The sequence below is a fragment of the Antarcticibacterium flavum genome (assembly GCF_006159205.1).
GTDB classification, from domain to species: domain Bacteria; phylum Bacteroidota; class Bacteroidia; order Flavobacteriales; family Flavobacteriaceae; genus Gillisia; species Gillisia flava.
This window is the reverse complement of the sequence record NZ_CP040812.1, coordinates 3,110,809-3,135,233: the sequence shown is the minus strand read 5'-3', so window position 1 is coordinate 3,135,233 and position 24,425 is coordinate 3,110,809. Positions and strand designations below refer to the sequence as shown.

Annotated in this window: 20 protein-coding genes and 2 pseudogenes; 12 read left to right on the top strand and 10 right to left on the bottom strand. The window is 40.4% G+C overall.

The window, feature by feature from the left end; genetic code table 11:
* The first annotated feature begins 24 nt into the window (after positions 1-24).
* The 4 genes from tnpA to FHG64_RS13535 all read left to right on the top strand — a co-directional run bounded on the left by tnpA (position 25) and on the right by FHG64_RS13535 (position 2,711).
* The gene (gene tnpA / locus FHG64_RS13550) at positions 25-306 is read left to right on the top strand and encodes an IS66 family insertion sequence element accessory protein TnpA (RefSeq protein WP_139065972.1); all 282 of its coding nucleotides are present in this window, start codon (positions 25-27) and stop codon (positions 304-306) included.
* Positions 306-647, top strand: coding sequence for an IS66 family insertion sequence element accessory protein TnpB (tnpB, locus tag FHG64_RS13545; protein ID WP_139065971.1), 342 nt, complete (start codon positions 306-308; stop codon positions 645-647). Before tnpA ends, tnpB begins: the two co-directional genes overlap by 1 nt.
* Positions 648-720: 73 nt before the next feature.
* Complete coding sequence (tnpC, locus tag FHG64_RS13540; protein WP_139065970.1) at positions 721-2,229, top strand: IS66 family transposase; 1,509 nt, start codon at positions 721-723, stop codon at positions 2,227-2,229.
* A 53-nt stretch (positions 2,230-2,282) separates the two neighbouring features.
* The gene (locus tag FHG64_RS13535; RefSeq protein ID WP_139066905.1) at positions 2,283-2,711 is read left to right on the top strand and encodes a T9SS type A sorting domain-containing protein; all 429 of its coding nucleotides are present in this window, start codon (positions 2,283-2,285) and stop codon (positions 2,709-2,711) included.
* A gap of 511 nt (positions 2,712-3,222) precedes the next feature.
* Here FHG64_RS13535 and tnpC (FHG64_RS13530) read toward each other — a convergent pair.
* Complete coding sequence (gene tnpC / locus FHG64_RS13530; protein WP_394344225.1) at positions 3,223-4,575, bottom strand: IS66 family transposase; 1,353 nt, start codon at positions 4,573-4,575, stop codon at positions 3,223-3,225.
* A gap of 150 nt (positions 4,576-4,725) precedes the next feature.
* On the opposite strand from tnpC (FHG64_RS13530), the gene FHG64_RS13525 reads away from it, so the two are divergent.
* From FHG64_RS13525 to FHG64_RS20015, 4 genes and pseudogenes are all read left to right on the top strand, one after another.
* Complete coding sequence (locus tag FHG64_RS13525) at positions 4,726-5,124, top strand: hypothetical protein (RefSeq protein ID WP_139066903.1); 399 nt, start codon at positions 4,726-4,728, stop codon at positions 5,122-5,124.
* Positions 5,125-5,460: 336 nt separating this feature from the next.
* Positions 5,461-8,295, top strand: coding sequence for a beta strand repeat-containing protein (locus FHG64_RS13520; RefSeq protein ID WP_139066902.1), 2,835 nt, complete (start codon positions 5,461-5,463; stop codon positions 8,293-8,295).
* Positions 8,265-11,006 (top strand): PKD-like domain-containing protein, encoded by a 2,742-nt coding sequence (locus tag FHG64_RS13515; protein WP_139066901.1) that lies wholly within the window; start codon positions 8,265-8,267, stop codon positions 11,004-11,006. The genes FHG64_RS13520 and FHG64_RS13515 overlap by 31 nt, the downstream gene beginning before the upstream one ends.
* A pseudogene (locus FHG64_RS20015) lies at positions 10,988-11,032 on the top strand (hypothetical protein); the annotation flags it as partial. The gene FHG64_RS13515 and the pseudogene FHG64_RS20015, both read left to right, overlap by 19 nt.
* A 53-nt stretch (positions 11,033-11,085) precedes the next feature.
* On the opposite strand, the gene FHG64_RS19630 reads toward FHG64_RS20015, so the two are convergent.
* Positions 11,086-11,292 (bottom strand): hypothetical protein, encoded by a 207-nt coding sequence (locus FHG64_RS19630; protein WP_246054111.1) that lies wholly within the window; start codon positions 11,290-11,292, stop codon positions 11,086-11,088.
* On the opposite strand from FHG64_RS19630, the pseudogene FHG64_RS20010 reads away from it, so the two are divergent.
* Positions 11,207-11,491: pseudogene (locus FHG64_RS20010) on the top strand (hypothetical protein); the annotation flags it as partial. The gene FHG64_RS19630 and the pseudogene FHG64_RS20010 overlap by 86 nt on opposite strands.
* On the opposite strand, the gene FHG64_RS19625 reads toward FHG64_RS20010, so the two are convergent.
* Entirely contained in the window at positions 11,398-11,622 is a 225-nt protein-coding gene (locus FHG64_RS19625; protein ID WP_246054109.1) for a hypothetical protein, read from the bottom strand. The pseudogene FHG64_RS20010 and the gene FHG64_RS19625 sit on opposite strands and share 94 nt — an antisense overlap.
* Between FHG64_RS19625 and FHG64_RS13505 the strand changes: the two genes are divergently transcribed.
* Positions 11,621-15,010, top strand: coding sequence for a LamG-like jellyroll fold domain-containing protein (locus FHG64_RS13505; RefSeq protein WP_139066900.1), 3,390 nt, complete (start codon positions 11,621-11,623; stop codon positions 15,008-15,010). The genes FHG64_RS19625 and FHG64_RS13505 overlap by 2 nt on opposite strands.
* Before the next feature lie 197 nt (positions 15,011-15,207).
* On the opposite strand, the gene FHG64_RS19435 is transcribed toward FHG64_RS13505, so the two are convergent.
* The 5 genes from FHG64_RS19435 to rsmG all read right to left on the bottom strand — a co-directional run bounded on the left by FHG64_RS19435 (position 15,208) and on the right by rsmG (position 19,088).
* Positions 15,208-15,393, bottom strand: a complete 186-nt coding sequence (locus tag FHG64_RS19435) for an MBL fold metallo-hydrolase (RefSeq protein WP_353057333.1) — start codon at positions 15,391-15,393, stop codon at positions 15,208-15,210.
* 114 nt (positions 15,394-15,507) lie between these two features.
* Positions 15,508-17,004, bottom strand: a complete 1,497-nt coding sequence (locus tag FHG64_RS13495) for an FAD-dependent oxidoreductase (protein WP_168191365.1) — start codon at positions 17,002-17,004, stop codon at positions 15,508-15,510.
* Between the two features lie 68 nt (positions 17,005-17,072).
* Positions 17,073-17,576, bottom strand: a complete 504-nt coding sequence (locus FHG64_RS13490) for a hypothetical protein (protein WP_139066898.1) — start codon at positions 17,574-17,576, stop codon at positions 17,073-17,075.
* Between the two features lie 270 nt (positions 17,577-17,846).
* Complete coding sequence (locus FHG64_RS13485; RefSeq protein ID WP_139066897.1) at positions 17,847-18,329, bottom strand: YciE/YciF ferroxidase family protein; 483 nt, start codon at positions 18,327-18,329, stop codon at positions 17,847-17,849.
* A gap of 129 nt (positions 18,330-18,458) precedes the next feature.
* Entirely contained in the window at positions 18,459-19,088 is a 630-nt protein-coding gene (gene rsmG / locus FHG64_RS13480) for a 16S rRNA (guanine(527)-N(7))-methyltransferase RsmG (protein ID WP_139066896.1), read from the bottom strand.
* 103 nt (positions 19,089-19,191) lie between these two features.
* Here rsmG and FHG64_RS13475 point away from each other — a divergent pair, with 103 nt between their 5' ends.
* Entirely contained in the window at positions 19,192-20,301 is a 1,110-nt protein-coding gene (locus FHG64_RS13475; RefSeq protein ID WP_394344183.1) for a fatty acid desaturase family protein, read from the top strand.
* A 24-nt stretch (positions 20,302-20,325) separates the two neighbouring features.
* Positions 20,326-21,516: a pyridoxal phosphate-dependent aminotransferase gene (locus FHG64_RS13470; protein WP_139066895.1), complete on the top strand. Its 1,191-nt coding sequence runs from the start codon at positions 20,326-20,328 to the stop codon at positions 21,514-21,516.
* 50 nt (positions 21,517-21,566) lie between these two features.
* On the opposite strand, the gene FHG64_RS13465 is transcribed toward FHG64_RS13470, so the two are convergent.
* Both FHG64_RS13465 and trkA read right to left on the bottom strand, forming a co-directional pair.
* On the bottom strand, positions 21,567-23,063 hold the full coding sequence (locus FHG64_RS13465) for a TrkH family potassium uptake protein (protein WP_139066894.1): 1,497 nt from the start codon (positions 23,061-23,063) through the stop codon (positions 21,567-21,569).
* Positions 23,063-24,412, bottom strand: coding sequence for a Trk system potassium transporter TrkA (trkA, locus tag FHG64_RS13460; protein ID WP_139066893.1), 1,350 nt, complete (start codon positions 24,410-24,412; stop codon positions 23,063-23,065). The genes FHG64_RS13465 and trkA overlap by 1 nt, the downstream gene beginning before the upstream one ends.
* Between the last annotated feature and the right edge of the window lie 13 nt (positions 24,413-24,425).

Below are 24,425 nucleotides of genomic sequence, written 5' to 3'. Positions count from 1 at the left end.
TAGCTTTGCTCAAAAACAAATAAAATGAGTAAAGAACAAGAAATGTTTGCCTTGATCGATGAATTTGAAAGTGGTTCTCTAAACGGGAGAGAATTTTGTGAAACTAAAGGGTTGGTACTCTCCACATTTTATTACTGGAAAAAAAAGAAAGCCCGCAATGAATCACCCGGGAGTGGAGGATTTATAGTTATCAGTCCTAACACTGTTAAGGATGGAAACCTGGAACTTATTTATCCTAATGGGATCCGGCTAATACTTGAGGTCTCACAACTTCCACTGATCAGTAAACTTCTCAGGCTTTATTAATGTTTGCCCTAAGCTCGTTCCATAAATATCACTTTTATCCCAAAGCCTGTGATATGCGAAAATCTTTTAATGGCCTGAGCGGACTGGTAAAAAATGAACTTGGCAGGGAACCAACCAGTGGCGATGTGTTTATTTTTTTGAACCGTAACCGCACGCACCTTAAACTCCTGCACTGGGAAGCCGGGGGTTTTGTATTGTACTACAAACGCTTGGAACAGGGCAGTTTTACCCCGCCGGTTTTTAAAGGAAATAACCATGGTATGACCTGGTCAGAACTGGTGCTTATGGTGGAAGGCCTGCAGGTAAAAAAAGCCCATCAGAAACTGAGGTATCCCAGATAAAAAAGTAACAAAAACCCAGTAAAAACAAGGGTTGACAATAGGTTTAAAAGTGTGGTTTTCGTATCTTTAACCCATGCAAAAACCCATAGAAAATCTTACTAAAGATGAGCTTTTGGCACTCCTTGATAAGGAGACTGAGAGAAGGGCGAAAGCAGAAAAAGAAAATATCGATCTTAAATTCCAATTAGCTTATTATAAGCGCCTGGCTTTTGGTCAAAAAAGGGAACGCTTCGAAGGGGATAAAAACCAGATGAGTCTTCCCTTTGAGATGGAGCCGGAAAAAGCGGAAAAACAAGAAGCCGAGTTAAAAGAGAAGCTCAGCTATGAGCGTCGCAAAAGAACTTCCGTCCATAAAGGGCGAATGGCCCTGCCTGAGCATCTTCCGGTAGAAGAAATTGAAATCTATCCCCAGGAAGATATCACCGATATGATCTGTATCGGCAAGGAAGTGACCAATGAGCTGGAATACGAGCCAGCTAAATACTACATCAAACGTTACATCCGCTATAAGTATGCTCCTAAAAATAAAGAAGGAGTAATCATTGGAGAATTGCCCGAGCGGGTGATTGAAAAAGGCATTCCGGGAGCCGGACTCCTGGCTTCCATTCTGGTCGATAAGTATGAGGATCATCTCCCGCTTTACCGGCAACTGCAACGCTTTAAAAGAGCAGATATCCCCATTGCCTCTTCCACTTTAGAAGGCTGGACCAGGCAAAGTCTTAAAATATTAGATATCCTTTATCAACATCTATTGGAGGACACCAGGTCAATGGGGTACCTCCAGGCGGATGAGTCCCCGATAAAAGTAATCGACAAGAATAAAAAAGGCACCACCCACCAGGGCTACTATTGGGTGTACCATAACCCTATGGATGGAAGCGTACTCTTTGATTATCACCGGGGACGAAGCCGAGAGGCTGCCGACCATGTACTGGCTGATTTTAAAGGCTACCTCCAAAGTGATGGCTATGCTGCCTATGACAAGATTGGCAAGCGGGAGGGGGTTACCCACCTGAACTGCTGGGCCCATGCCAGAAGAGAATTTGATAAAGCAAAGGATAATGACAGGGAACGTGCCGAAATAGCCCTGAGCTTCATCCAAAAACTCTACGCGGTGGAAGCTCAAGCGCGAGAACACAACTTAAGCCCGGAACAGCGTAAATCCCTGCGCCTGGAAAATGCATTACCCATTATTAATGAATTTGCCAAATGGATGTTCCAACAGATGAAGCATCAGTTGATTCTTCCCAAGAGTCCTATCGGAAAAGCCTTCCGATATTCCATGGATCGCTGGGATCAGCTCAGCGCTTACCTCTATGATGGAATCCTGGAAATAGATAACAACCTTATTGAAAATGCCATTAGAAAACTGGCACTAGGCCGAAAAAACTACCTGTTTGCAGGTTCTGATGATGCAGCTCAACGTGGTGCAATAATGTACTCCTTCTTTGCGATCTGCAAAAAACACGAGGTAAACCCATATGAATGGCTCAAGTACACCCTGGAGAATATTATGTCCATCAACCATAAAGACATCCGGAATCTGTACCCGCAGAATTACAAGAAATTACAGCAAGGATAAATCAAATTTACCAAAAAGAGCATCCTGTAAATAAAATCATGCTAAGTTAAAAGATGCAGTTGGTGGGCCGGATACACATCAACGATAAACTCAATGATTCGGTACACAATCTTACAAAACGAGCTTATACCACCACTGCAAAGGGTGGTTACATCCATGACCGCTTCGAAATCATCTTCTACTACGAAGAGCAGCTTCCGGTTGATCCGGGTGGTGGTGACGGGGACATTGTGGATGCAATAGAACTCAATGTTAGGCATGGACATAATGTGAGAGAGCTCCAGATCCTTAATCCGGACCAGATCCCACTTAATGACCTGCACCTGTTTGACGTTAATGGCAATCTTATAACTACTTACAGGAATGTATCTCACGAAAAAGAAGTGAGGTTACCGGTGAGAAGTTACAGTTCAGGCGTATATATTATCAAACTTTACGGGGAAAATACAGTGATAACGAAAAAGATTATTATAAGTAATTAAATTTTCGAGTTTTTGAACTTTTATAAATGCATTCAAAATAGAGAAAGTTTAGAACTGGATGACTTCAGTTATTTGTAAAAAATTAAATCTGTAAGAACTTCTTCACCGAGATCTAGTTGACAATCGTCGAAAGTCATACTTAATAGAAAATAACGATATGAATAGCGAAAAAGAATGCCTTCCAAATGTCGCGAAATATTATATATTATTAAACCTTTTATGATTTTATAGAATACTTCTTTAAACGAGAGTATCTATTGACTCCTACAAATATTAAAAATGTAATTCTTCAACGAATAAATGAACCCCTGGTCGAATTAATTTTTTCACCCAGATAATATAAGGTACTTTTAAAAAACAATAAAAAGCCCCCCGGTTTTTAAAGAACATACCTACCAGTTTCCTATATCCTTGAGAAACTTGCTATAGCAACAATCGACGGCTATTAAAGCTTAAGATTAATTTACTAAAATTTATTTATAAATAATTTCAACAGTAAAAGCTATAGTAACTAATCAGTTTGTAAATCTAAATGTATCTTAGCTAATAGATTCAGGCTTTCTAGAACGTTTAATCCGCTTTTGATTGTAGTGTCTATAACAGATCTTATTTTTGCAAAGTTCTGTGCTGCCTTTTCTGTTTTGAATTGCCCCGATATTTTTTGTTTTACCTTCACATTACGTATTGCACGCTCGGATGCATTGTTGTCCGAAGGCACATCGTCCAGGAAGAGGAATGTGAACAGGTATTGTTTTTCCCTGCACATTCTTTTATAAAAAGTATAGAGTTCTTTGTTTTTCCTCTCGGGTGGCCTCTCCAATAAATAATCAAGATTCTGTATAATGGAAGTCCTTTCCAATTGATGTTCCCGGTTTTGAAGTTCTAATTTATCTTTGAGTTTCAAGGAGCGGGAAAGTAAGTTTTTAAAATCTTTACCCCAATTATCGTTGGGGTACCGCTGGTCAAGATAATTTAAAGCACGTTGTAAATGTGCCAAACAGCTTTGATGGTTTTGGGAAGTGGTTTTAAGTTGTGCCTTCCACCCGTCGTGCACTAACGTGCTTTGGGGAAATCCCAGAGGGAATTCCCTGTTGATGGTCTCACTTCCCCTATTATTAGAATGGGTTATGAAAGTAAGTTTAGAGGTTTGCCAGGTCCAAAACCAGTGCTTTTTGCCATTGACCTTCACCCCGGTCTCATCGGTACCAACTACATAGCTTTGCTGTACACGTTGTTTGATAATTTCATATACAGGAGTAGTCTTTTGCCCGAACTTATTGAGTAAATAATGAATACCGCCTTCACTGATATTAACACCGAAAATATTGTTGAAAGTTTCTTTCATTCTAGCAAAGGGCAAATGTTGGCGGGCATGGAAATAAGCAATAAGTGCTTCGATATTTTCCCCATAACTTACAGGAGCATTGACCCTCTGTGGGAAATCTGCAGTATTCTGGCATCCACATTTACATATTTTACTGAATCTCTGGTACTCTGTATATACCGCTTTAATGGGCGGGATATCCACTACTTGTCGGGAATTCCCTTTTATAGACAGCCTATCTTGAAGGGATGCCCCACAATTATTGCAATAATCGGGTTGTAGTTCAATAACAACATCCGGAAAGGCTTTCATTTCAAGAGTCTTGCCCTCTCGTCCTTTTTGACCTCCGGGTTTTTTGCCAGAGGGTGTGCGCAAACTCTGATTCTTTGCAGGACGATTCTCATCCTTAGAAGGAGGAATGGAACTGTTACGGCTGTTCTTGGGGTTCTCGTATTTAGCCAGCCGCTCCTTTAGAGAAGCGTTCTCCTTTTCAAGGGTTTCTACTTTTTTCTCCAAAGCTTCAAGTCGCCTTATAAGCACTTCTATATCCACACCATGAAAATACGAAACAAACAAGCTTTGAACAAAAATAACAACAGACTATGTGGCATGAAGACAAAACTTTTTAAAGCCTTTTTGTCATGCTTCAAAAACAACTATATTAGATACTGATTAGTTACAAGCTATACTATGTCAAATATCTACTTATTCTCTACGAAAAACAGAATTAACTACTTTACCATCACTGCCCTCATAATATGTTTGGCATTTTTCACTTCTTGTTCAAAAGAAGATATCCCATATAGAACTCATATAGTTTTAATCGATACAAATGAACCTGAAGTTTACACCTGGTCAGATTGGGATAGGCCAAATATGGGTTGGGAAACAGTAGATAATGGTACTGGAAATTATTCTTTCATGATTTCCGGTGACAAGATCATGCTTACCAGTCAAAAACCTATGGAAAATGTAAGTTTCTTAAGTGGAACTATGGATACGGAAGGGGAACCTTTAAAAATTACCTCCAAAAATATGGTGGAAATGGAGAAAACAGAAAACCCAATTTTTAAAATAAAATTTAAATAAAGTTTGGATAGTTCAAACGGCTAGACTAGTCTCTTCCAAAAGGAAATTCCTGGTTAAATTTGCGTAGAAAAAATCCTTATTGAATTTAAGGATTTTTTTATATAATTAACTTGAATGGTTATAAAGTGTGATCATGGTATTAAAATGTAACTTCTAAAAAATCTTAAAGATTTTAACGCGTATTTTCTCTCAATCCACCTCGTTATCCTGCATTTTGACGATTAAAAACGTATTTAAACCTTAAAAATTATTTGTAAACATCTTATTTCTAAATTTTTATATCTAATTTTAGCAAATATTTATAAAGGTTTAGCGTATGGGCAAAATTACCCCCGGGTGAAAGCCATTTTTGTTCTTATAACATTTTTTGGTTTTACCAATTTTATCTTATCGGAAACCACTAACCTTAACTTAAGGGAGATCGTTCAGAAAAAGATCTTTTCAGAAAAAGTTGAGGAGGCCATACCTGTTGTTGAAATAAACAGTAAAGCTGTAATTATTAGCAGAAGCAAGATCAGCCCCATTCCTCTTCCGGCAGTTAGCGGTATAAAGATGTCACCAACAACTAAAGCTGCACAACCAATAGTCACCTTTGGAGAAATAACTCCAGCCACCTGTGAAGGAAATAACGACGGGGCCATTGCAATAAATGTAACTGGTGGAACAGGAGATTTAAAATATGAATGGACCGGCCCTGGAACTTTCTCAAGTACAGAAAAAAATATCAGCAATTTATTGCCTGGCTCCTATACCATCATCGTTATAGATGCTGAAGGAATCTCTTCTTCTCCAGAGACTACTTCTATAACTATAGAGGATAAACAACATCCTACTATCACTGCACCTGCAACAGTAACTGTTAATACGAATAATAATACATGTAAAGCTTCAGGGGTCACCCTAGGCACACCCACTACCAATGATAATTGCGGAATTAAAAATACTACTAATGATGCCCCTGCAGATTTCCCAGTGGGAAGTACAACCGTTACCTGGACAGTAACTGATAATTCTGATAATACTGCTACAGCCACTCAAATTGTGACCGTGACCGATAATGAAAAACCCGTTATCACTCACAACGGTGATCAAAATGTAAATAGCGATGCAGGAACTTGTAGCGCAGCAGTCACTGTCAGTGCTACGGCAACTGATAATTGTAGCGTGGGTGATCCTTCAGGAACCAGAAGTGATGGGTTGGCTTTGAATGCAGCCTACTCCGTAGGTTCAACGACTATCACCTGGAGTGTTACAGATGCAAAGGGAGTTGACGCAACACCGGTTACTCAAACCATTGTTGTAACTGATAATGAAAAACCCGTAATTACCCACAACGGTGACCTGAATGTAAATAGCGATGCAGGAACCTGTGGCGCAGTTGTGAGCGTGAGTGCTACGGCAACCGATAATTGCAGCGTGGGCAATCCTTCAGGAACCAGAAGTGATGGGTTGGCTTTGAATGCAGCCTACCCCGTAGGTTCAACGACAATCACCTGGAATATAACTGATAGCAACGGCGTTGACGCAACACCGGTTACTCAAACCATTGTTGTAACTGATAATGAAAAACCCGTAATTACTCACAACGGTGACCTGAATGTAAATAGCGATGCAGGAACCTGTGGCGCAGTTGTGACCGTGAGTGCTACGGCAACCGATAATTGCAGCGTGGGTAATCCTTCAGGAACAAGAAGTGATGGGCTCGCTTTGACTGCAGCTTATCCCGTAGGTTCAACTACAATCAGCTGGAATGTAACTGATATTAACGGCGTTGACGCAACACCGGTTACTCAAACCATTGTCGTAACTGATAATGAAAAACCCGTAATTACTCACAACGGTGACCTGAATGTAAATAGCGATGCAGGAACCTGTGGCGCAGTTGTAACCGTGAGTGCTACGGCAACCGATAATTGCAGCGTGGGCAATCCTTCAGGAACCAGAAGTGATGGGTTGGCTTTGAATGCAGCCTACCCCGTAGGTTCAACGACAATCACCTGGAATGTAACTGATATTAACGGCGTTGAAGCAACACCGGTTACTCAAACCATTGTTGTAACTGATAATGAGGCTCCAATCAAACCTACTATACCCGATCTCACCTGGAGTTGTGGCAAAGAAATCACAGATTTTCCCACAACCACTGATAATTGTGATGGTACCATTACAGGAACTACCTCCGATCCTTTAGAATTTGATAGTTTTGGAACTTATACTATAACCTGGACTTTTACCGATTCTTCCAACAATTCGGTTACTGCAGAACAAAAAGTTATTATTCCGGAGCCCACTGTTGATGTACCTTCAATTAACGGTAATTCCTACTGCCATCTCGAGCAAATAGACGCAATTGATTTTTCAGGTAATGACCTGGATAATAAAAATTACGAATGGTTTTACAAGGATATAAATGGAAATAATCTGGATATTGGAATTTCCGCAAGTGGTACCGGGAACATACCCCAGTTTCAGGCAAAAAACATTACTAATAAATCTGTTACTGCAAATTTTACTGTAATCCCAATAGGAAATGATTGTAAAGGTACCCCGGTTAATTTTACAATAACCATAGACCCTATTCCATCTCTTACAATACCACAAAACATTGTAGTTTGTGCCGGAGAAGATGTAAATATACCTGTTTTTGTATCTAATGTAGAAGGCACAGAATTTACATGGGAAAACTCAAATGCTAACATAGGTTTAGCTACCACCGGTCAGGGTACTATTCCGGTCTTCAAAGCCATTAATGAATCCAATTCACCTATTACGGCCACAATTACAACAACCCCAATGGCGAGCGGTTGTGAAGGAAATTCTGAAACTTTTACTATTACAATAAATCCATTCCCAAAAGTCACCGCTCCGGCAGATCAAATTTATTGTAATGGGGTTTCTGCACCACCCCTTCCTTTAGAAGGCTTTCCTACAGGATTAAAATATGACATAACAGGAGGTGCGGCAATTGGTTTATCAAATAAGACCAGTGTAACAGAAATTCCAACATTTACTCCCTTAACCGGAAATGCTACCATAACTATAACTCCTAAAGCAAATGGTTGTACAGGAACCCCGGTAACATATAATGTAACAGTTAATCCAACCCCCAATGTTTCCGTTTCTCCTGCTTCTCAGGCTATTTGTTCAGGGGGTCTACAAACATTAATCTAACAGGTACAGTTTCTGGAACCTCCTTTAAATGGACTGTTACCTCAACAGGTGGAATTACAGGTGCAAGTGAGGGCACCGGGAACAAAATCCAGCAAATCCTTTTAAATCCCGGAACAACACCAGGAACTGTTACCTACAAAGTGATTCCTGTAGCAAAAGGCTGCGAAGGGGCGCCGGTAAATGTTATTGTAACTGTGAATCCTACACCAGAACTTGTTATTACCAATCCTGATACGGTATGTTCTCCTGCTCAAGTAGATCTCACAAATGCTGATATCACCGCTGGATCCACCACAGGCCTTGCATTAACTTACTGGAATAATGAAGCAGCTACTAGTAGTGTACAGAATCCTCAAAATGTAGGCCCTGGCACATATTATATCAAAGCAACAACAAATAGTGGTTGTGCGGTGATAAAGCCTGTAACGGTTGTTGAAAACCCTTTACCACAATTGACAAGTGCATTACAAGTTCCAGGTTTTTGTTCAGAAACCGCTTTTGAATATATCTTTAGCAGTAATATTCCCGGAACAGAATTTAATTGGAGCAGAGCTGAAATTTCGGGTATTTCGACTCCACCAAATAGCGGATCAGGGAATATTAATGAAGTATTAGTAAACTTTACAACAAACCCAATTGAAGTTGTTTACGATGTTAATTTAGTAAGTCCTACAGGCTGTTTTTATAGCACTCAAATTAAAACAACAGTTACACCAACCCCACTTTTAAACAGCGCATTGAATGCCGGGTCTATTTGCAGTGGACTTCCTTTTGAATATACCCCAACCAGTTTGACGGGTGGGACAATTTTCAAATGGTCGAGAGCAGCTGTAGAAGGAATTAGTAATAATGCAACTTCAGGTACAGGAGGTATAAATGAAACTTTGGTTAATACCACCAATCAAATTTTGGGTGTGACATATAGATATATTTTAGCTTCAAATAATTGTGAAAATCCCCAGGTTTATAATGTTACCGTTACAGTAACCCCCTCTCCTGACACAGAAGTTTTAGTTGCCAAAGCCGGAGAAAACCCAGTGAGTAACGAAATAGAAATATGTCCGGGAGGAAGTGTAAATTTATTTTCGAATACGTCATTTCCTAATGAATCCAATGTCCCATCCGTTCTAATAAATTCAAATTTCAACAATAACAGTCATGGCTGGACTACAGAACAACAATACAGCAATAGACGTTGGCGTTTAGGTAATAGCCAAGAAGAAGTTGCTTCCGCTACAACTTGTACTTTGTTACAGCTTTTTTTTGGCTGCCAACCACAGACTACATATTTTCAATCAAATGACAATTCTCAATTTTTTCTAGTAAACAGTAATACAAGCTCTGGAACTTTTAGTAATGTAAATTTAGTTAGTCCAACATTTAATACCCAGAATTATAATTCCCTCGAATTAAGTTTTTGGCATGTTTATAAGGACGGAGGCGGAGGAACTCTTGATGACAGGGGTTATTTAGAATTTAGAACACAAAGAAATAGTGGAACCTGGAATGGATGGCTGGAATTAGATGATTTTAGATCTAGTGATGGTGAGGCGAATAATTTTATGAAAAGGACCTATTCCATTAATAATTTAATTGGATTCAGAAATGTTCAAATTAGATTTAGATACCACAATGCAAATAATGATTGGTATTGGGCAATTGATAATTTTTCTATTACCGGAACCGGAACTGCGGCACCAGAAGTTGAATGGACGGCTGACGTTAGTGAATGGACCTCTACTGAAATAAATCCTACAAATATTTCACCTTCCCAAACTACCGTTTATACAGCCACTTATACTGATCCAGGAACTGGATGTCCTGGTAGTGATTCAGTTAAAGTAATTGTAAGGCAACCTCCAGCGGTGACAATTACCCCTAATTATTGTGGAGATTCAAGATTTATTGAATTGATATCCGATAATGAATATGTTTCCTATATGTGGGAGTCTGGGGGTGAGATTTTGGGCAGAGGAAGAAAATTGGAAGTAGAAATTGCGTCAACCTACTCTCTTACCGTTATTGATGAGTTTGGTTGTACAGGATCAGGTTCCATAAATATTTCAGATGAATTAATTGTTAATGGAGATTTTGAAGCCGGTGCTTCAGGATTTTATACGGAATATAGAAACAGGACAGGTTCGGGTGATCTATATCCGGAAGGTGATTTTGCTGTAGATAGAGATGCGAGGGCTTATCATAATGATTTTAATGGAAAAGATCATACAACTGGCAATGGTAGATTTATGATTATAAATGGAGCTCCCGGCACAGGAAAGGTGATCTGGAGACAAACCATTGAAAATATCCAGCCCAATACCAATTATTATTTTAATGCCTGGGGGATGAATGTTAACCCAAAAACCCCTGCAAGATTACAATTCCGTGTTAATGGTCAAGCCACTGGTTCTATTGCCGATCTTCGGGGAAGGCCTGTCGGCGAATGGGTTAAATTTTACAGCAACCCTTTTTGGAATTCTGGAAATGCAACCTCGGCTGTACTTGAAATTATAAATTTAGAAACTATAAGAGATGGAAACGATTTCGGCCTAGATGATATATCATTTGGAACCCTGGAGCCTATTGTATTTTCCATAGATCCTGATAGTAATTCACCTCACTGTAGTGGAGGAACTTTAGAATTATATGCAAATATTACAGGGGGCGGCAACCAATACAATTTACCTGGACAAATGGAAATGGGGAAGTAGTATCTACAGAAGAAAATCCTATTATAGAAAATGTTAATGAAGAAGACTCCGGAATTTATACACTAACCGTAACCGATGCCTATGGTTGTGATCCTACCATCGGAACCACAGCAGTAACTATATTTTCAGAAAGTATCATAAATGCTGGAGAAGATTTTTCAATTTGTGCTGAGGCTGGTGAAATAGAATTACAAGGAGTAATTACAGGATCTGTAACATCGGGAACCTGGATTGGAGGAACAGGTTCCTTTGCACCCCATAATGCGGCGCTTAATGCCGTATACACTCCGAGCTCCGAGGAAATAATTCGTGGATTCGTCACTTTAACTTTAACATCAGATCTTCCACAAGATGATAACCCATGTCCGCAAATTTCAGATGAGATTACGATTCAAATAAACTCCTCACCAGTAATAACCCTTGAGAAAACAGATCTTTCCTGTTTTGAAAGTAATGATGGTACCATACGCATAAACCACACAGAAAATACCGGGACAGCGCCGTTTACATACCTTTGGAGCAACGGCCAAACCACACAAACTGCAACGGGATTAAGCGAAGGTGAATATTCTGTAATTGTAACAGATGCTAATGGGTGTTCTGCCCAGGAGAGCATGATCTTACTGCAACCCACTCCTCTTGAAATAATTGAAACCACCTTAAGTCATCCTATTTGTTTTGGAGGCGAAGATGGAAATGCCAGTATAACCGTGGCTGGGGGATTTATTCCCGAGGTGACCTCTCCTGATTATACTTATTTTGTGACAGATTCTAATGGAAATGAAATTCAACGATTGGAAAATTCAGAAAATATTACCTTTCTCGCTGAAGGTTTATCAGCAGGAAATTATTCTTTTACGGTTAGTATTGCAAATGGTTGTTCTTCTACTGCTGTTTCCATTACAATTATCAATCCTGATCCTATTAATATTAATGCCGGGGAAGACATAGTTTTTGATCAATGCGGTATTTTATCTACGAGATTAGCAGCAGAGCCAGTGGCTCAAGGAGAGACTGGGGTTTGGACTATTGTTGAAGGTGAAAACGGAAATCTTTCAGATACTTCAGATCCCTCTAGCCAGTTCACAGGAGATGCATCAACTACTTACAAACTACTTTGGACCATAACCAATTCGGATGGCTGCGTAAACAGTGACGAACTAATCGTAATTTTCCCTGAAGCTTGTAGCACACTGGATTTTGATGGAGTTGATGATCACATTACTTTTGAAAATAATTATAATCTCAATGGAGCTTTTACTGTAGAAGCATGGGTTAAACCCCATAGTATTAATGGTGTAAAAACCATACTCTCAAAAAGAGATTCCGAGAATTTAAATTCTGGCGGGTATGATATTATAGTGAATAATGGGGTACCAACATTCCGTATCAATGGAACTACACTAAACACTACCCATAAAATACAAACCAACCGCTGGTACCATATAGCCGGTACTTTTGACGGGACAAATGCTAAATTGTATGTTGATGGTATAGAACTAAATAGTTCTGGAGTGAGCAGCTCAATACCTGTAGCATCTCCATTTGTCATTGGAGCCATGTATAAAAATTCAACTCCCTTAGTTCCAATAAATTATTTCCATGGATGGATAGAAGAAGTAAGACTATGGAAAACAGCGCTAACTGCAGAACAGTTGCGCTTTATGATGAATCAAAGGTTGACGAATAATAATGGAAACGTAAGAGGAGTGGAGATTCCCATTGACATTCGAGAAAACAACAAAGATAATGATAATCCCGAGGATGATATTATGTTAAGCTGGAGCAATCTTTTAGGCTATTATCACATGAATAAAGTGGAAAACGGTTATGTAATTGGAGAAAGAACAGGAGATATTAAGGGGAAGCTTATTAATATTACAACTCTACAAAAGAATTCAGCTCCATTACCTTATGAATCGGACAGCGAGGGCCCGTGGAAATCTAATGCTACGTGGGATATCAATTCCGGAAACCAAGACCTTAAAAAATGGTGGACATATCCTAATGATGTTGGAATAAATGGAGCTCCCATCCTTTGGAACATTGCAAAGATCAACCATGATATCACTTCAGGAGGACACGACATCAATGTTTTGGGACTGCTTTCTGAAGGTGGGACCTTAAAAATTGCAAATCCAAGTGATACTGAAGACTGGCAAAATTCCGGGCAGGCATTAAGGGTTTCCCATTACCTGAAGCTCAATGGAAATATTAACCTGGTAGGGGAATCACAACTTATCCAAACCGATATAAAGACTACGGCTGAGATAACCGATGCCACAGTAGAATTTCCGCAAAGTATTACAAGTGTCCTGGAAGAGTTAAGTAAGGGGTATATCGTACGGGCCCAACAGGGTACTGCCAATAGTTTCAACTATAACTACTGGTCTTCACCTGTATCCCTCCAGGATGCGGCGAATAATTCCACTTACACTATTGGAGGAGTAATGATGGATGGTTCTTCCACATCTAATTACGGAAAGCCGCTAAGTTTTGGTGCCTGGCATGAGTTTGCAGATGGTGCTCCTGCAACCCCAAGAAAGATTTCCAATTACTGGTTACACAAATTTAGGGGAACTGCCAACGTATATAGCGAGTGGGTGCACATTGGAAGCACAGGAACTCTCCTTGCAGGTGAAGGCTATACCATGAAAGGTACTGCCGGGAATGCTGCTATAGAGGACAGGCAGAATTATGTCTTTAAAGGAAAACCAAATAATGGAACGATAGCCCTCACAATTGGAACAGATCAAAATTACCTTTTAGGAAATCCATACCCATCTGCCATAGATGTGAATGCATTTATCCTGGAAAACCTGAAGGATGTTACCGGCGGAAAGAATGATAAGAATGTATTCAACGGTGCAGTCTATTTCTGGGATCATTTCGCGGGAAAATCTCATATACTTCTGGAGTACATTGGGGGTTACGCTACCAGGAATCTTCTAGACGGGGTACCGGCAATTTCCAATGATCAAAGAGTGAATGCCAACGATCAAAAGAGCAACAAGATCCCGGGAAGGTATATTCCTGTTGCCCAGGGCTTCTTTATTAATACTACACTTGATGAGGAGATTGCAGGCAATATTACAATTCATGGAGGGGATGTGAAATTCAAGAACAGCCAGCGGGCATTTGTTCGTGAAAGCACCGGCAATACAGGAAATGCCCTGTTCTTAAGGCCGGAACAGAATTCAAAGTCATCAGAAAAAACAGATGACCGTTCAAAAATACGTTTGGACTTTAAGTCCCCAATGAAATTTAACAGGCAAATTCTGGTAGGGGTAGATCCTAATACCACAGACGGTTTTGACCTGGGCTATGACGCACCCCTCAATGATAATTCGCCGGAGGATATGTTCTGGATGATTGGAAAAAGGGAGTTCGTAATCCAGGGAGTGCCGGACTTTAACCCGGACAGAATCTTACCTCTTGGGATTTACACTCAGGAAAAAGGTGACATTTCCATTAGCATCAATAAACTTGAAAATATAGAAGATGATTTTGACATTTTCTTATATGACAAAGAAGGCGACATATATTCTGACCTAAGAGGAGGAAATTATGAAATTGAAATAGAACCCGGATATTATTCTGATAGGTTTGCTATAGTCTTCCAAATTAAAACGGAACAAGAATTACCAGATGAAGGCGAGGAGAATGAAGAGGAAGAGGAAGAAGAAGAAACCGACAAACCTGGTAGCGGCGAAAATCCGGATCAAACAGAACCCGAAAAACTGGATCCTGAAAAAGATTATGGAAAGGTGGATATTTTCTATCTCTCTACCAACCAGGAGTTGGTCTTAAAGAACCCGGATCTTCTGAAAATTGAAAGCGTCCTTCTTTATAGCCTTTCAGGACAGGTGATCGAAGAATTCTATAACCTTCCGGTTCAAAAGGAGACGAGATTACCAATACGCAGCTATAATTCAGCTGTGTATACCGTAAAACTTTACACGGAAAGAGGTTTGGTGCAGAAGAAGATCATTATCAATAACTAACCCTCGCCAAACAGGAATAAGAAAGGGGCATCCAACGAAGGCTGCCCCTTTTTTTTATTCTAAATCTTTGCCGCCTGATTATATAAAGCAACCTGCCCGGGAGCATGTCCCGGCACGTGGATCCATTGCCATTCAGGAAGCCTGTGAACTGTATTATCTTTGGGTAATTCCTGTAAAACCCCGGAAATATCTATAGATCATTCACCCAGGAAATACACCAGCCCTCCCACGTGGTCAAAATGCCCAAGGGTTAAAATGATGGCTGCAGGTTTATTTCCCTTTCCGAACCTCTTTTCTGCCACCTTTATAATCCCCTCCCCACTTTTGGCCATACCGGCATCTACCAGGACCCGGCTTTCGCCGGCGGGTTCCCCTATCATAATAATATTTACTATTTGATTGGTATAGTAATATATATCGTTCCTAACCTCTTTCCCTTTTCCACTGTGAACCGATCTTCACTTTGCTGCATCTCCCTTTCCAATTTTTTTAAAAAACTATTCTTTTATTCGGGGCAATGGCTCAAATGCCGGCCCCTCCAGCACCTCGCCATCCATATCAAATCTGGTCCCATGACAAGGACAGTCCCAGGACTTTTCTGCATTGTTCCAGTTAACTACACACCCCATATGGGTACATACTGCTGAAAATGCTTTCAGCTCTCCTGAAGTGGTTCTATGTACTGCTACTTTCTTATTATCCCTTACAAGTACTTTGGACTCGCCTGGTTGAATAGAGCTTAACTCTGCATCTTCTCCTTTGAAAAGCCAATCCTTCAACATTTGTGAGGCCACGTCCAAATTCTCCTTCGCAAACTTCCCGGCCGCCTTACCCGGTTGGTGGCGCGAAGCTTTGAACATTTCCTCCCATCGGTTTTCTTTCCCTACAATAATATCTGTATTTATTATTGCTGAAAGGGTACCGTACACAAGGCCATCTGTAGAAAAACCGGTAGCTAAAAGCTCCTTGGAATTGGATGTTTTTCTTCCTATATATGGCAGAAGATCTGCAGGTTTATAATTTTGACCTCCCCATTTACAAATGATCTCTTTTATGGCAAAGTGGTTTTGGGCAAAGCTTGTGAGCTCCTTTATATGCTCCCTGTTATCTACCGCCTGGCCTACCTTATGCGGCCTGCCTACACACAGAAGGTAACTTTCCCCATTGCGGGTATAAGACCTAAAGGAATATTTATCGCCATTGAAGTAACCCCAAAAAATACCTTCCGGATAATTATCATTGTCAAGCTTTGCGGCGATACCATATTCCCGGTACGGGCCAAGGACGGTATGATATTGTAGTTCTACACCTTTAGGTGTATGCGTTGCCTGTACAACATATTTTGCCCTTACAACTCCTGAAGTGGTATGAAGCAGGTAATGCCCCTCCTTTTCTTCAATTTTCCTAACCCTGGTATTTTCATAAATATTACAATTTCCACCCTCGATCTCGGCAGCCAGTCCCTGGATGTAAAGCAACGGATTAAACTGCGCCTGGCCCTGGATACTAAAACCTTCTTTTGCTTCTACCGGAAAATCATCCGGCAGACTTAATATTTCCAAACCGGCATCGCGGGCAATCTCCCGCTCCTGTCCAATATCTTTCTTATCATCTGTATTGAATAAATACAGCGGCTGCTTTTTATAATCACAATCAATTTTATATTTTACAATGCTCTGCTCAATTAGGCCGGCGGCACTTTTTCTGGCCTCTACTACTTCCCGTACGGTATCTATATCATACTTTGATTTAAGCGGACTTAAAAGCTCGTCTGTTATTGAGTAGAGATTCCCTGTACTGTGGGAGGAAGTTCCTTTACCCACTTCCCTTGCTTCAAAAACGGCAACTTCCCGGCCCTGTTCCTTAAGCAGCATAGCCGTGGTAATACCGGTTATCCCCCCTCCTACTATGGCCACCTCTACCTCGATATCTTTCTTAAGCTCAAAAAAGTCCTGCTGTACCCCGTAGGCATTCCAAATTGATTGTGTAAACATATTTTCTGATTTTAATTCAACAAAAAAACCTGAAAAATTCATTTTCAGGTTTATCTTTATTTATAGCATTATTTCACCCTTCGGGAACCCAGGTCATACCGGAAGTTTTCATCCTTCTCATCGTATATACGTAGCCCCAGGGCTTCGATCTCATTTATTATAAGCTGAAGTGAATGCTTCTGAAAAAGCAACATTTCCCGTATCTGGCCCATGCTTATTTTTGAAAGCATGTTATTATACATTCCAACATTTTGCTTCTCTCTCCTATAACATTCCTTAATTAACCCATCAAGCTCAGACCGAAAGACCGGTAGTATGGGGGAGTTCTTATCTTTCCAGTTATTTCTAACCGGGGCCTCTTCTCCTAAAAAATGTATTTCCTGCTGCAGTTTTTCAATTTCTTTTTTTATTCTCTTGCAAAATGATTTTTTCTGCAATGCAAGTTTTTGAAAAAAATTCTTGTGATGTAATTTCCTGGAATTCTCAGCAGCATTTTTATACACTCTGCCATCCTGATAATTTTTAGCCAATATCCTGTATAAATGCTCAATGGTTTTTTCCCTGTACCCCATTTTTCATCCTCCTTTCCTGTTTGATTTATAACTTATACAATTTAACCCCTAACTCACTTAAAAACACGGGATTTAACTTATTTAACTTTGCTTTAGATTTTAAATAACAAGTTGTGGAGCACAGTGTTTATTAGCTATAGCAGCCAGTAGGTAGACATAAGTTTTATTAAAACTAAACTCAATTTTAAATTTTCACAAATAAATTTTGGCGCAAAAAAAAAACACCTGAAAAAACTTCAGGTGTTTTAAATATTAAAAATTAGAAAAGATCTATTTGGCTTTTTTATTTAGACGGGATTCTGCCATCTTTGTGAGGTTCTCATCAGTTTTATATTCCTCATCCAGGGTCTTTTGAAGTTTTTTGGCGATGTCATCATAGCCTAATTCCTTAGCATATCTCACAGCGGTTCCATAACCTGATATCTCATAATGCTCTACCCGCTGGGCCTCTGCAATTATTCCGGCATCACGAACTTCCTTTTCAGCATCTTCTTCGAGGAAATGTTCTGCCTCTTCAATAAGGCCTTTCATTGCTTTACACTCCTCTCCTGTAGGCTTAATTCCCAGTTCCTCGCATACTTCCTTGATACGTTCTTTTTGTTCCCTGGTTTCCTCAAGGTGCTTTTCAATAGCTTTTTTTAGTTTTTCATCATTTGCCTTTTTCTGCATCTTCGGTAAGGCTTTGATCAATTGGCTTTCTGCACTGTACAGGTCTTTCAATTGGTGTTCAAATAAATCTTTCAGGTTCTTCATCACTCTTTTCTTTTAATTAGGTTATACCCAAAGCTAAAGAGTAGCCGTCTCATTTACAGTTAAATGAATAATAATAATTTGTTGTAGTTCTATTAAAAACCTGAAATGATCAACTTGATGCTAAAGGCCTTATCCCCTGTACTTTACAGGGAGATAAACCACCTTCTTGGTTTCAAAGAATTCTTCATCAAAGAAATTGGAAAGAGGATAAATTTGAGCATTGCGGTAAGGCCGCAGCTCTTCTGTAAGATCCCCTCCTTTTAAATATAAGATCCCGTTCTTTAGTTCATGCCTGCTAGACTTTGCGATCTTGCCCTTAACCCAGTGAACAAAAGTTGGCATAGCTGCCACTGCCCTGCTTACTATGAAATCATATTCCCCGGGGATCTCCTCTACCCGGGAATTTGTAGTTTTAACATTCTTAAGTTCCAGCCCTGCCACCACCTCATCTACTACTTTGATCTTCTTGCCAATTGAATCTACCAGGTGGAAATTCGTCTCCGGGTATAAAATAGCAAGCGGAATTCCCGGAAACCCACCCCCGGTACCAACATCCAGAATATTAGTGCCTTCAAGGAATTCCTGCACCTTTGAAATTCCCAGGGAGTGCAAAACATGTCTTAGATACAACTCATCAATATCCTTACGGGAAACCACGTTGATCTTTAAATTCCAGTCCTTATAAAGCTCCTGCAGCCTGCTGAACTGATCCTTTTGAAGTGCAGTAAGATGAGAGAAGTATTTTTCTATTAATTCCAAAATATCTTATTTGCAGGCAAAAGTAAGGAAAAAGACAGGTTAATTTTTAATAGAATCTGGTGTCGGCACAATTAATGTTTTACCTTTGATTAATAATACCCTCATGATGAATTTGAATAACGACGCAATACGCTTTTCCAGAATTGATTCTCAAAAATTCTTCCGCACTCTCAACAAAAGAGTTAATAGCTATTTTAAAGACAATAACATCGCAAAGACAGGAAACTGGAAGCTACACCTTAAGGCCGTAGTGATGTTTTCCTTATTTCTTGCACCATATTTCTTGATCCTAAGCCTTGACATCTCACAATGGTGGATGCTCCTGCTCACCATTGTTATGGGTGCTGGTATGGCCGGAGTAGGTATGAATATAATGCATGATGGAAACCATGGTTCTTATTCCAGTAAAAAATGGGTAAACAATTTTATGGGTGGTACCATATATGTACTGGCCGGCAATGTTTATAACTGGCAGGTACAGCATAATGTGCTTCACCATACCTATACCAATATTCACGGTCACGATGAAGACCTGGATGCCGGGCGTATAATACGTTTTTCTGAACACGCCAAATGGGCAAAATTCCACCGATTCCAACAATATTATTCTGTTTTCCTCTATGGCCTCCTTACTTTTAACTGGGCGCTGACTACAGATTTTAAACAAACTAAGAGATATCTTGCCCGTAAGCTTTCTTATGGTAAACTCCCCTCACCTGTGAAGCAATGGAGCATAATTGCAATTACCAAGCTTATTTATGTAAGCATATGGATCGTGATCCCAATGCTTATTTTATCAATTTCCTGGTGGAAGATCCTTATTGGATTCTTTATAATGCATTATACTGCAGGGCTTATATTAAGTATAGTTTTCCAGTTGGCACACGTGGTAAAACAAACAGAGATGCCCCTGCCGGATGAGACAGGATCTATGAAAAACACCTGGGCCATCCACCAATTGTACACTACAGTGAATTTTGCGACGAATAACAAGATCGTCAACTGGTTTACCGGAGGTCTTAACCACCAGGTAGAGCATCATATTTTTCCGAATATAAGTCATATTCATTATTCCAGGATCGCAAAGATCGTAAAGCAAACTGCTGCAGAATGCAACCTGCCGTACAATGAATACAAAACCACCAGGGCCGCGATCATTGCCCATTTCACCCACCTAAAGGAAATGGGGAGAAAACCCGCAATTACAGCTTAAGTCTTATTATAACCAACTATTTCTATGCAACAAAAATTATCTGACAGGATCAACAATCTCGCTACTTCCCAAACATTGGCCATGGCGGCAAAAACAAGGGAATTAAGAGAAGAAGGAAAAGATATTATTGGCCTTAGCCTTGGAGAACCGGACTTTAATACGCCAGATTTCATTAAGGAAGCAGCCATCCAGGCCATTAAGGATAATTACAATTCCTATACCCCGGTTGATGGATATGTGGAGTTGAAGGATGCGATAATCAATAAGTTTAAAAGGGATAATAACCTTACCTACAACAGGGCCCAGATCGTTGTTTCCACCGGCGCCAAACAATCGCTTGCAAATACCGCGATGGTAATTCTAAATCCCGGGGATGAGGTTATTTTACCCTGCCCTTACTGGGTAAGTTATGCTGAAATTGTTAAACTGGCAGAAGGTGTACCTGTAGAGATCCCCACTACTGTTGAAAGTGACTTTAAGATCACCCCACAACAACTGGAAGATGCAATTACACCAAAGACAAGAATGATTTGGTACAGCTCCCCCTCCAATCCCAGCGGGATGGTTTACAGCAGGGAAGAATTGCGTGCCCTTGCAGATGTTCTTGCAAAATATCCCGATATTATCGTGCTAAGCGATGAGATCTACGAACATATTAACTTCGTTGGTGAGCATGCCTCTATGGCAGAATTTGATGACATGTATGACCGCGTTGTAACGGTAAACGGGGTTTCCAAAGCTTTTGCTATGACTGGCTGGCGTATTGGCTATATTGGAGCACCAGAGTGGATAGCCCGGGCCTGCAACAAGATGCAGGGGCAAATTACCAGTGGCGCCAACTGTATCGCCCAAAGAGCAGTAATAACAGCCCTGCAAGCACCTGTGAGCAGCATAAAATATATGGTGGACACTTTTAAAGAGCGCAGGAAATTGATCATCTCCCTCCTTGACGAGATAGAGGGATTCAAGACCACAGAACCAGATGGAGCCTTTTATGTTTTCCCGGATGTTTCTTACTTCTTCGGGAAAACCTTAAAAGGACATCATATTAAGGATGCTACAGATTTTTCTATGTTCCTACTTGAAGAAGCCCTTGTGGCTACAGTTACCGGGGATGCCTTTGGCAATCCAGACTGTATTAGGTTCTCCTATGCCGCAAGTGAGGCACAAATAGAGGAAGCTATGAAAAGGATAAAGGCTGCTGTGAGCTCCTAGAAAATATTTGAAATCATAAATTTATAAATGAGCCTCCGGGCTCATTTTTTTTATCTGTTACGCCAGAAAAATGGTGTAAAAAGGATCAAAACAGTAAAAAGTTCGAGCCTGCCAATCAACATTAGGAATGCAGCCCACCATTTACCGGCATCTGGAAGGATATCATAATTATTAATAGGCCCCAGGCTGCCAAAGGCAGGACCAATATTGGCCAGGGAAGAGGCAGAAGCTCCTATGGAAGTGACATAATCCAGCCCGATAAATCCAAATACCAGGGAGCCAATAATAAAAGACAACATATAAAGAATAAAGAACCCAAGAATATTAAAAACGATCTCTTTACTTATGGCTTTCCCATTATACCGTACAGGGAGAACCGCATTTGGATGCAGGGTTCTTCTAAATTCGGTTACTCCATTCCTTATCATGATAACATGCCTCATCACCTTTACCCCACCGGCTGTAGAACCTGCAGATCCTCCCAGGAAAAACAATCCGAAGAAAAAGACGCTCAGGAAGGGAGTCCACATCGTATAGTCTGCGGTAATAAATCCAGTTGTGGAAATAATGGAGACAACCTGGAAGAGGGCGTGCCTAAAGGCACTCTCTGCTTCCCCATAAAGCATTGGATGCTCTATGGCAGAGAGGCGCACATTAGCCTGAAAGTATATTATCAAGGCCACTACTGCCGTAAAAGATGCTATAAAAATAAAATACCATTTAAACTCAGTATCTACCAAAACCTTCTGAACCCTGCCTTTAAAACTAAAGTAGCTCAACACGAAATTGGTCCCTGCTAAAAACATGAATAATATGGTGATATATTGAATAACCGGCTGATCATTCCAATAGGCCAGGCTTACATTTTTCGTAGAAAATCCTCCGGTGGCTATAGTGCTCATCGCATGATTTACCGCATCAAAAATGCCCATTCCTGCTACCCATAAGAGGATTGATTGTGCCACGGTGTATGAGATATAGATAAGCCATAACCTTTTAGCAGTATCAGCTATCCGGGGTTTTAATTTATCTGTGTTTGGTCCCGGGGCTTCAGCTGCAAAAAGCTGCATCCCCCCAATTCCCAGCAAAGGCAGGATTGCTATGGTGAGTACAATAATACCCATCCCCCCAATCCAGTGAGTAAGACTTCGCCAGAAGAGGATGCTCCTGGGCATTACTTCGATATCATTTAAAATTGATGCCCCGGTAGTGGTATAACCGGAAATGGTTTCAAAAAATGCGTTTGTAAAAGTTGGAATAGCTTCAGTAATAAAGTAAGGAAGTGTACCACTAAGAGAGATAAAGACCCATCCCAAACTTACTATAATATAGCCTTCCCGCTTCTTTAATTCCCGGCGGTGACTTCTTGTGAAATACATTAACAGTATCCCGGAAATCGTGGCAATAAGGGACGAGGAAAGGATTTGCAGGGTCACGCCATCTTTATAATACCAGCTTACCAGGACTGCCGCAAGCATAAACCCTCCATTAAATAACAGGAGCAATCCCATTATATGGAGTATAAGCTTGAAATTCATTCTAGGCATTAGAGAAAAAGTCTTTCAACTTTATTTATAGAACGCGGCAGGCAACAAACCACAATCCGGTCCCCTGCCCTTATCATAAAATCCCCCAGGGCTATTAAACCCTCTCCATTCCTGATAATACCTCCAATAATAGCCGACCGGGGAAAATCCAGATCTTTTATCTTCTTATTGGTAACCTGCGAAGTTGGTTTAACAATAAACTCCAGCAACTCTGCATTCATATTATTGAGCTTGGTCATCGCAACCACCTCTCCCTTTCTTATATACCTGAAGATATTATTGGCAGCCAGCAGTTTTTTATTGATAAGCGTATCAATTCCTATGGAATGGCTTAATTGAAAGTAATCCATATTCTCCACCAGGGCGATAGTTTTTTTTACACTCTTGGACTTGGCTACCAGGCAGGACATTATGTTTGTTTCAGAATTACCGGTAACAGCAATGAATGCATCCATATCGTGTATATTCTCCTCTTCAAGCAGCTCTACATTTCGGCCATCACTATTTATTACCAGGGTTTGCGGTAACTCATCAGCTAGATCAAAGGCTTTCTCCCTGTTACTTTCAATAAGTTTTACATTGAAATTATTCCTGCAAAGGTCGCGAGCTGTTTTTTTACCAATTTTGCTTCCCCCCAGGATCATAATATTCTTTATGGTGTGTTTTACTTTTCCGGTAAGTTTATAAAGCTCTTCCACCCCACTGCTCACGGTGATGAAATAAACCTGGTCCCCCTCCTTGAATTGGGTATCCCCACGAGGTATGAGGGTATATTGGGTCCCAAACCTTTGGATGGCTATGGGTACAAAATGCAACTTCGGGAAGATCCTCGCAGCCTCTTTTACCGTTTTCCCCACGAAGGTTGCTGTTCTTGAAAGATCCAATCCAATCATTGTGAGCGCCCCATCCTCAAATTCATAACTGTCATTAAAGGCAGACTGGTTAAGGAGCAGGGCAATTTCCCTTGCTGCCAGGGCTTCAGGAGAGATCAACTCGTCAATTCCAAACTGCTTAAAACCTATCTCATCCTTATTTTCAAGAAATTCTGTATTAGAAATACGCGCGATGGTCCTCTTTGCTCCCAGTTGTTTGGCTAGTACACAAACTGTAATATTGGTGGATTCACTGGAGGTGACCCCAATAACCAGATCCACATGCTTCACATGGGCATCCTTAAGGATTGCAATAGAAGTTGCATCCCCTTTAATAGTACGAATATCCAGGTGGGTATCTGCATAAATTAGATTATCCCGGTTATTGTCTATTAAGGTTATATCCTGTGATTCAAAGGAAAGTAATTTAGCCAAATGAAAGCCAACTTCACCAGCACCGGCGATTATTATCTTCATATAAAGCGTTCAA

Coding starts and splice junctions, on each gene's coding strand:
- tnpA (WP_139065972.1), top strand. CDS start 25: ATGAGTAAAGAACAAGAAATGTTTGCCTTGATCGATGAATTTGAAAGT.
- tnpB (WP_139065971.1), top strand. CDS start 306: ATGTTTGCCCTAAGCTCGTTCCATAAATATCACTTTTATCCCAAAGCC.
- tnpC (WP_139065970.1), top strand. CDS start 721: ATGCAAAAACCCATAGAAAATCTTACTAAAGATGAGCTTTTGGCACTC.
- FHG64_RS13535 (WP_139066905.1), top strand. CDS start 2,283: ATGCAGTTGGTGGGCCGGATACACATCAACGATAAACTCAATGATTCG.
- FHG64_RS13525 (WP_139066903.1), top strand. CDS start 4,726: ATGTCAAATATCTACTTATTCTCTACGAAAAACAGAATTAACTACTTT.
- FHG64_RS13505 (WP_139066900.1), top strand. CDS start 11,621: ATGATCTTACTGCAACCCACTCCTCTTGAAATAATTGAAACCACCTTA.
- FHG64_RS19625 (WP_246054109.1), bottom strand. CDS start 11,622: ATGCTCTCCTGGGCAGAACACCCATTAGCATCTGTTACAATTACAGAA.
- FHG64_RS13495 (WP_168191365.1), bottom strand. CDS start 17,004: ATGTTTACACAATCAATTTGGAATGCCTACGGGGTACAGCAGGACTTT.
- FHG64_RS13490 (WP_139066898.1), bottom strand. CDS start 17,576: ATGGGGTACAGGGAAAAAACCATTGAGCATTTATACAGGATATTGGCT.
- FHG64_RS13485 (WP_139066897.1), bottom strand. CDS start 18,329: ATGAAGAACCTGAAAGATTTATTTGAACACCAATTGAAAGACCTGTAC.
- FHG64_RS13475 (WP_394344183.1), top strand. CDS start 19,192: ATGATGAATTTGAATAACGACGCAATACGCTTTTCCAGAATTGATTCT.
- FHG64_RS13470 (WP_139066895.1), top strand. CDS start 20,326: ATGCAACAAAAATTATCTGACAGGATCAACAATCTCGCTACTTCCCAA.
- FHG64_RS13465 (WP_139066894.1), bottom strand. CDS start 23,063: ATGCCTAGAATGAATTTCAAGCTTATACTCCATATAATGGGATTGCTC.
- trkA (WP_139066893.1), bottom strand. CDS start 24,412: ATGAAGATAATAATCGCCGGTGCTGGTGAAGTTGGCTTTCATTTGGCT.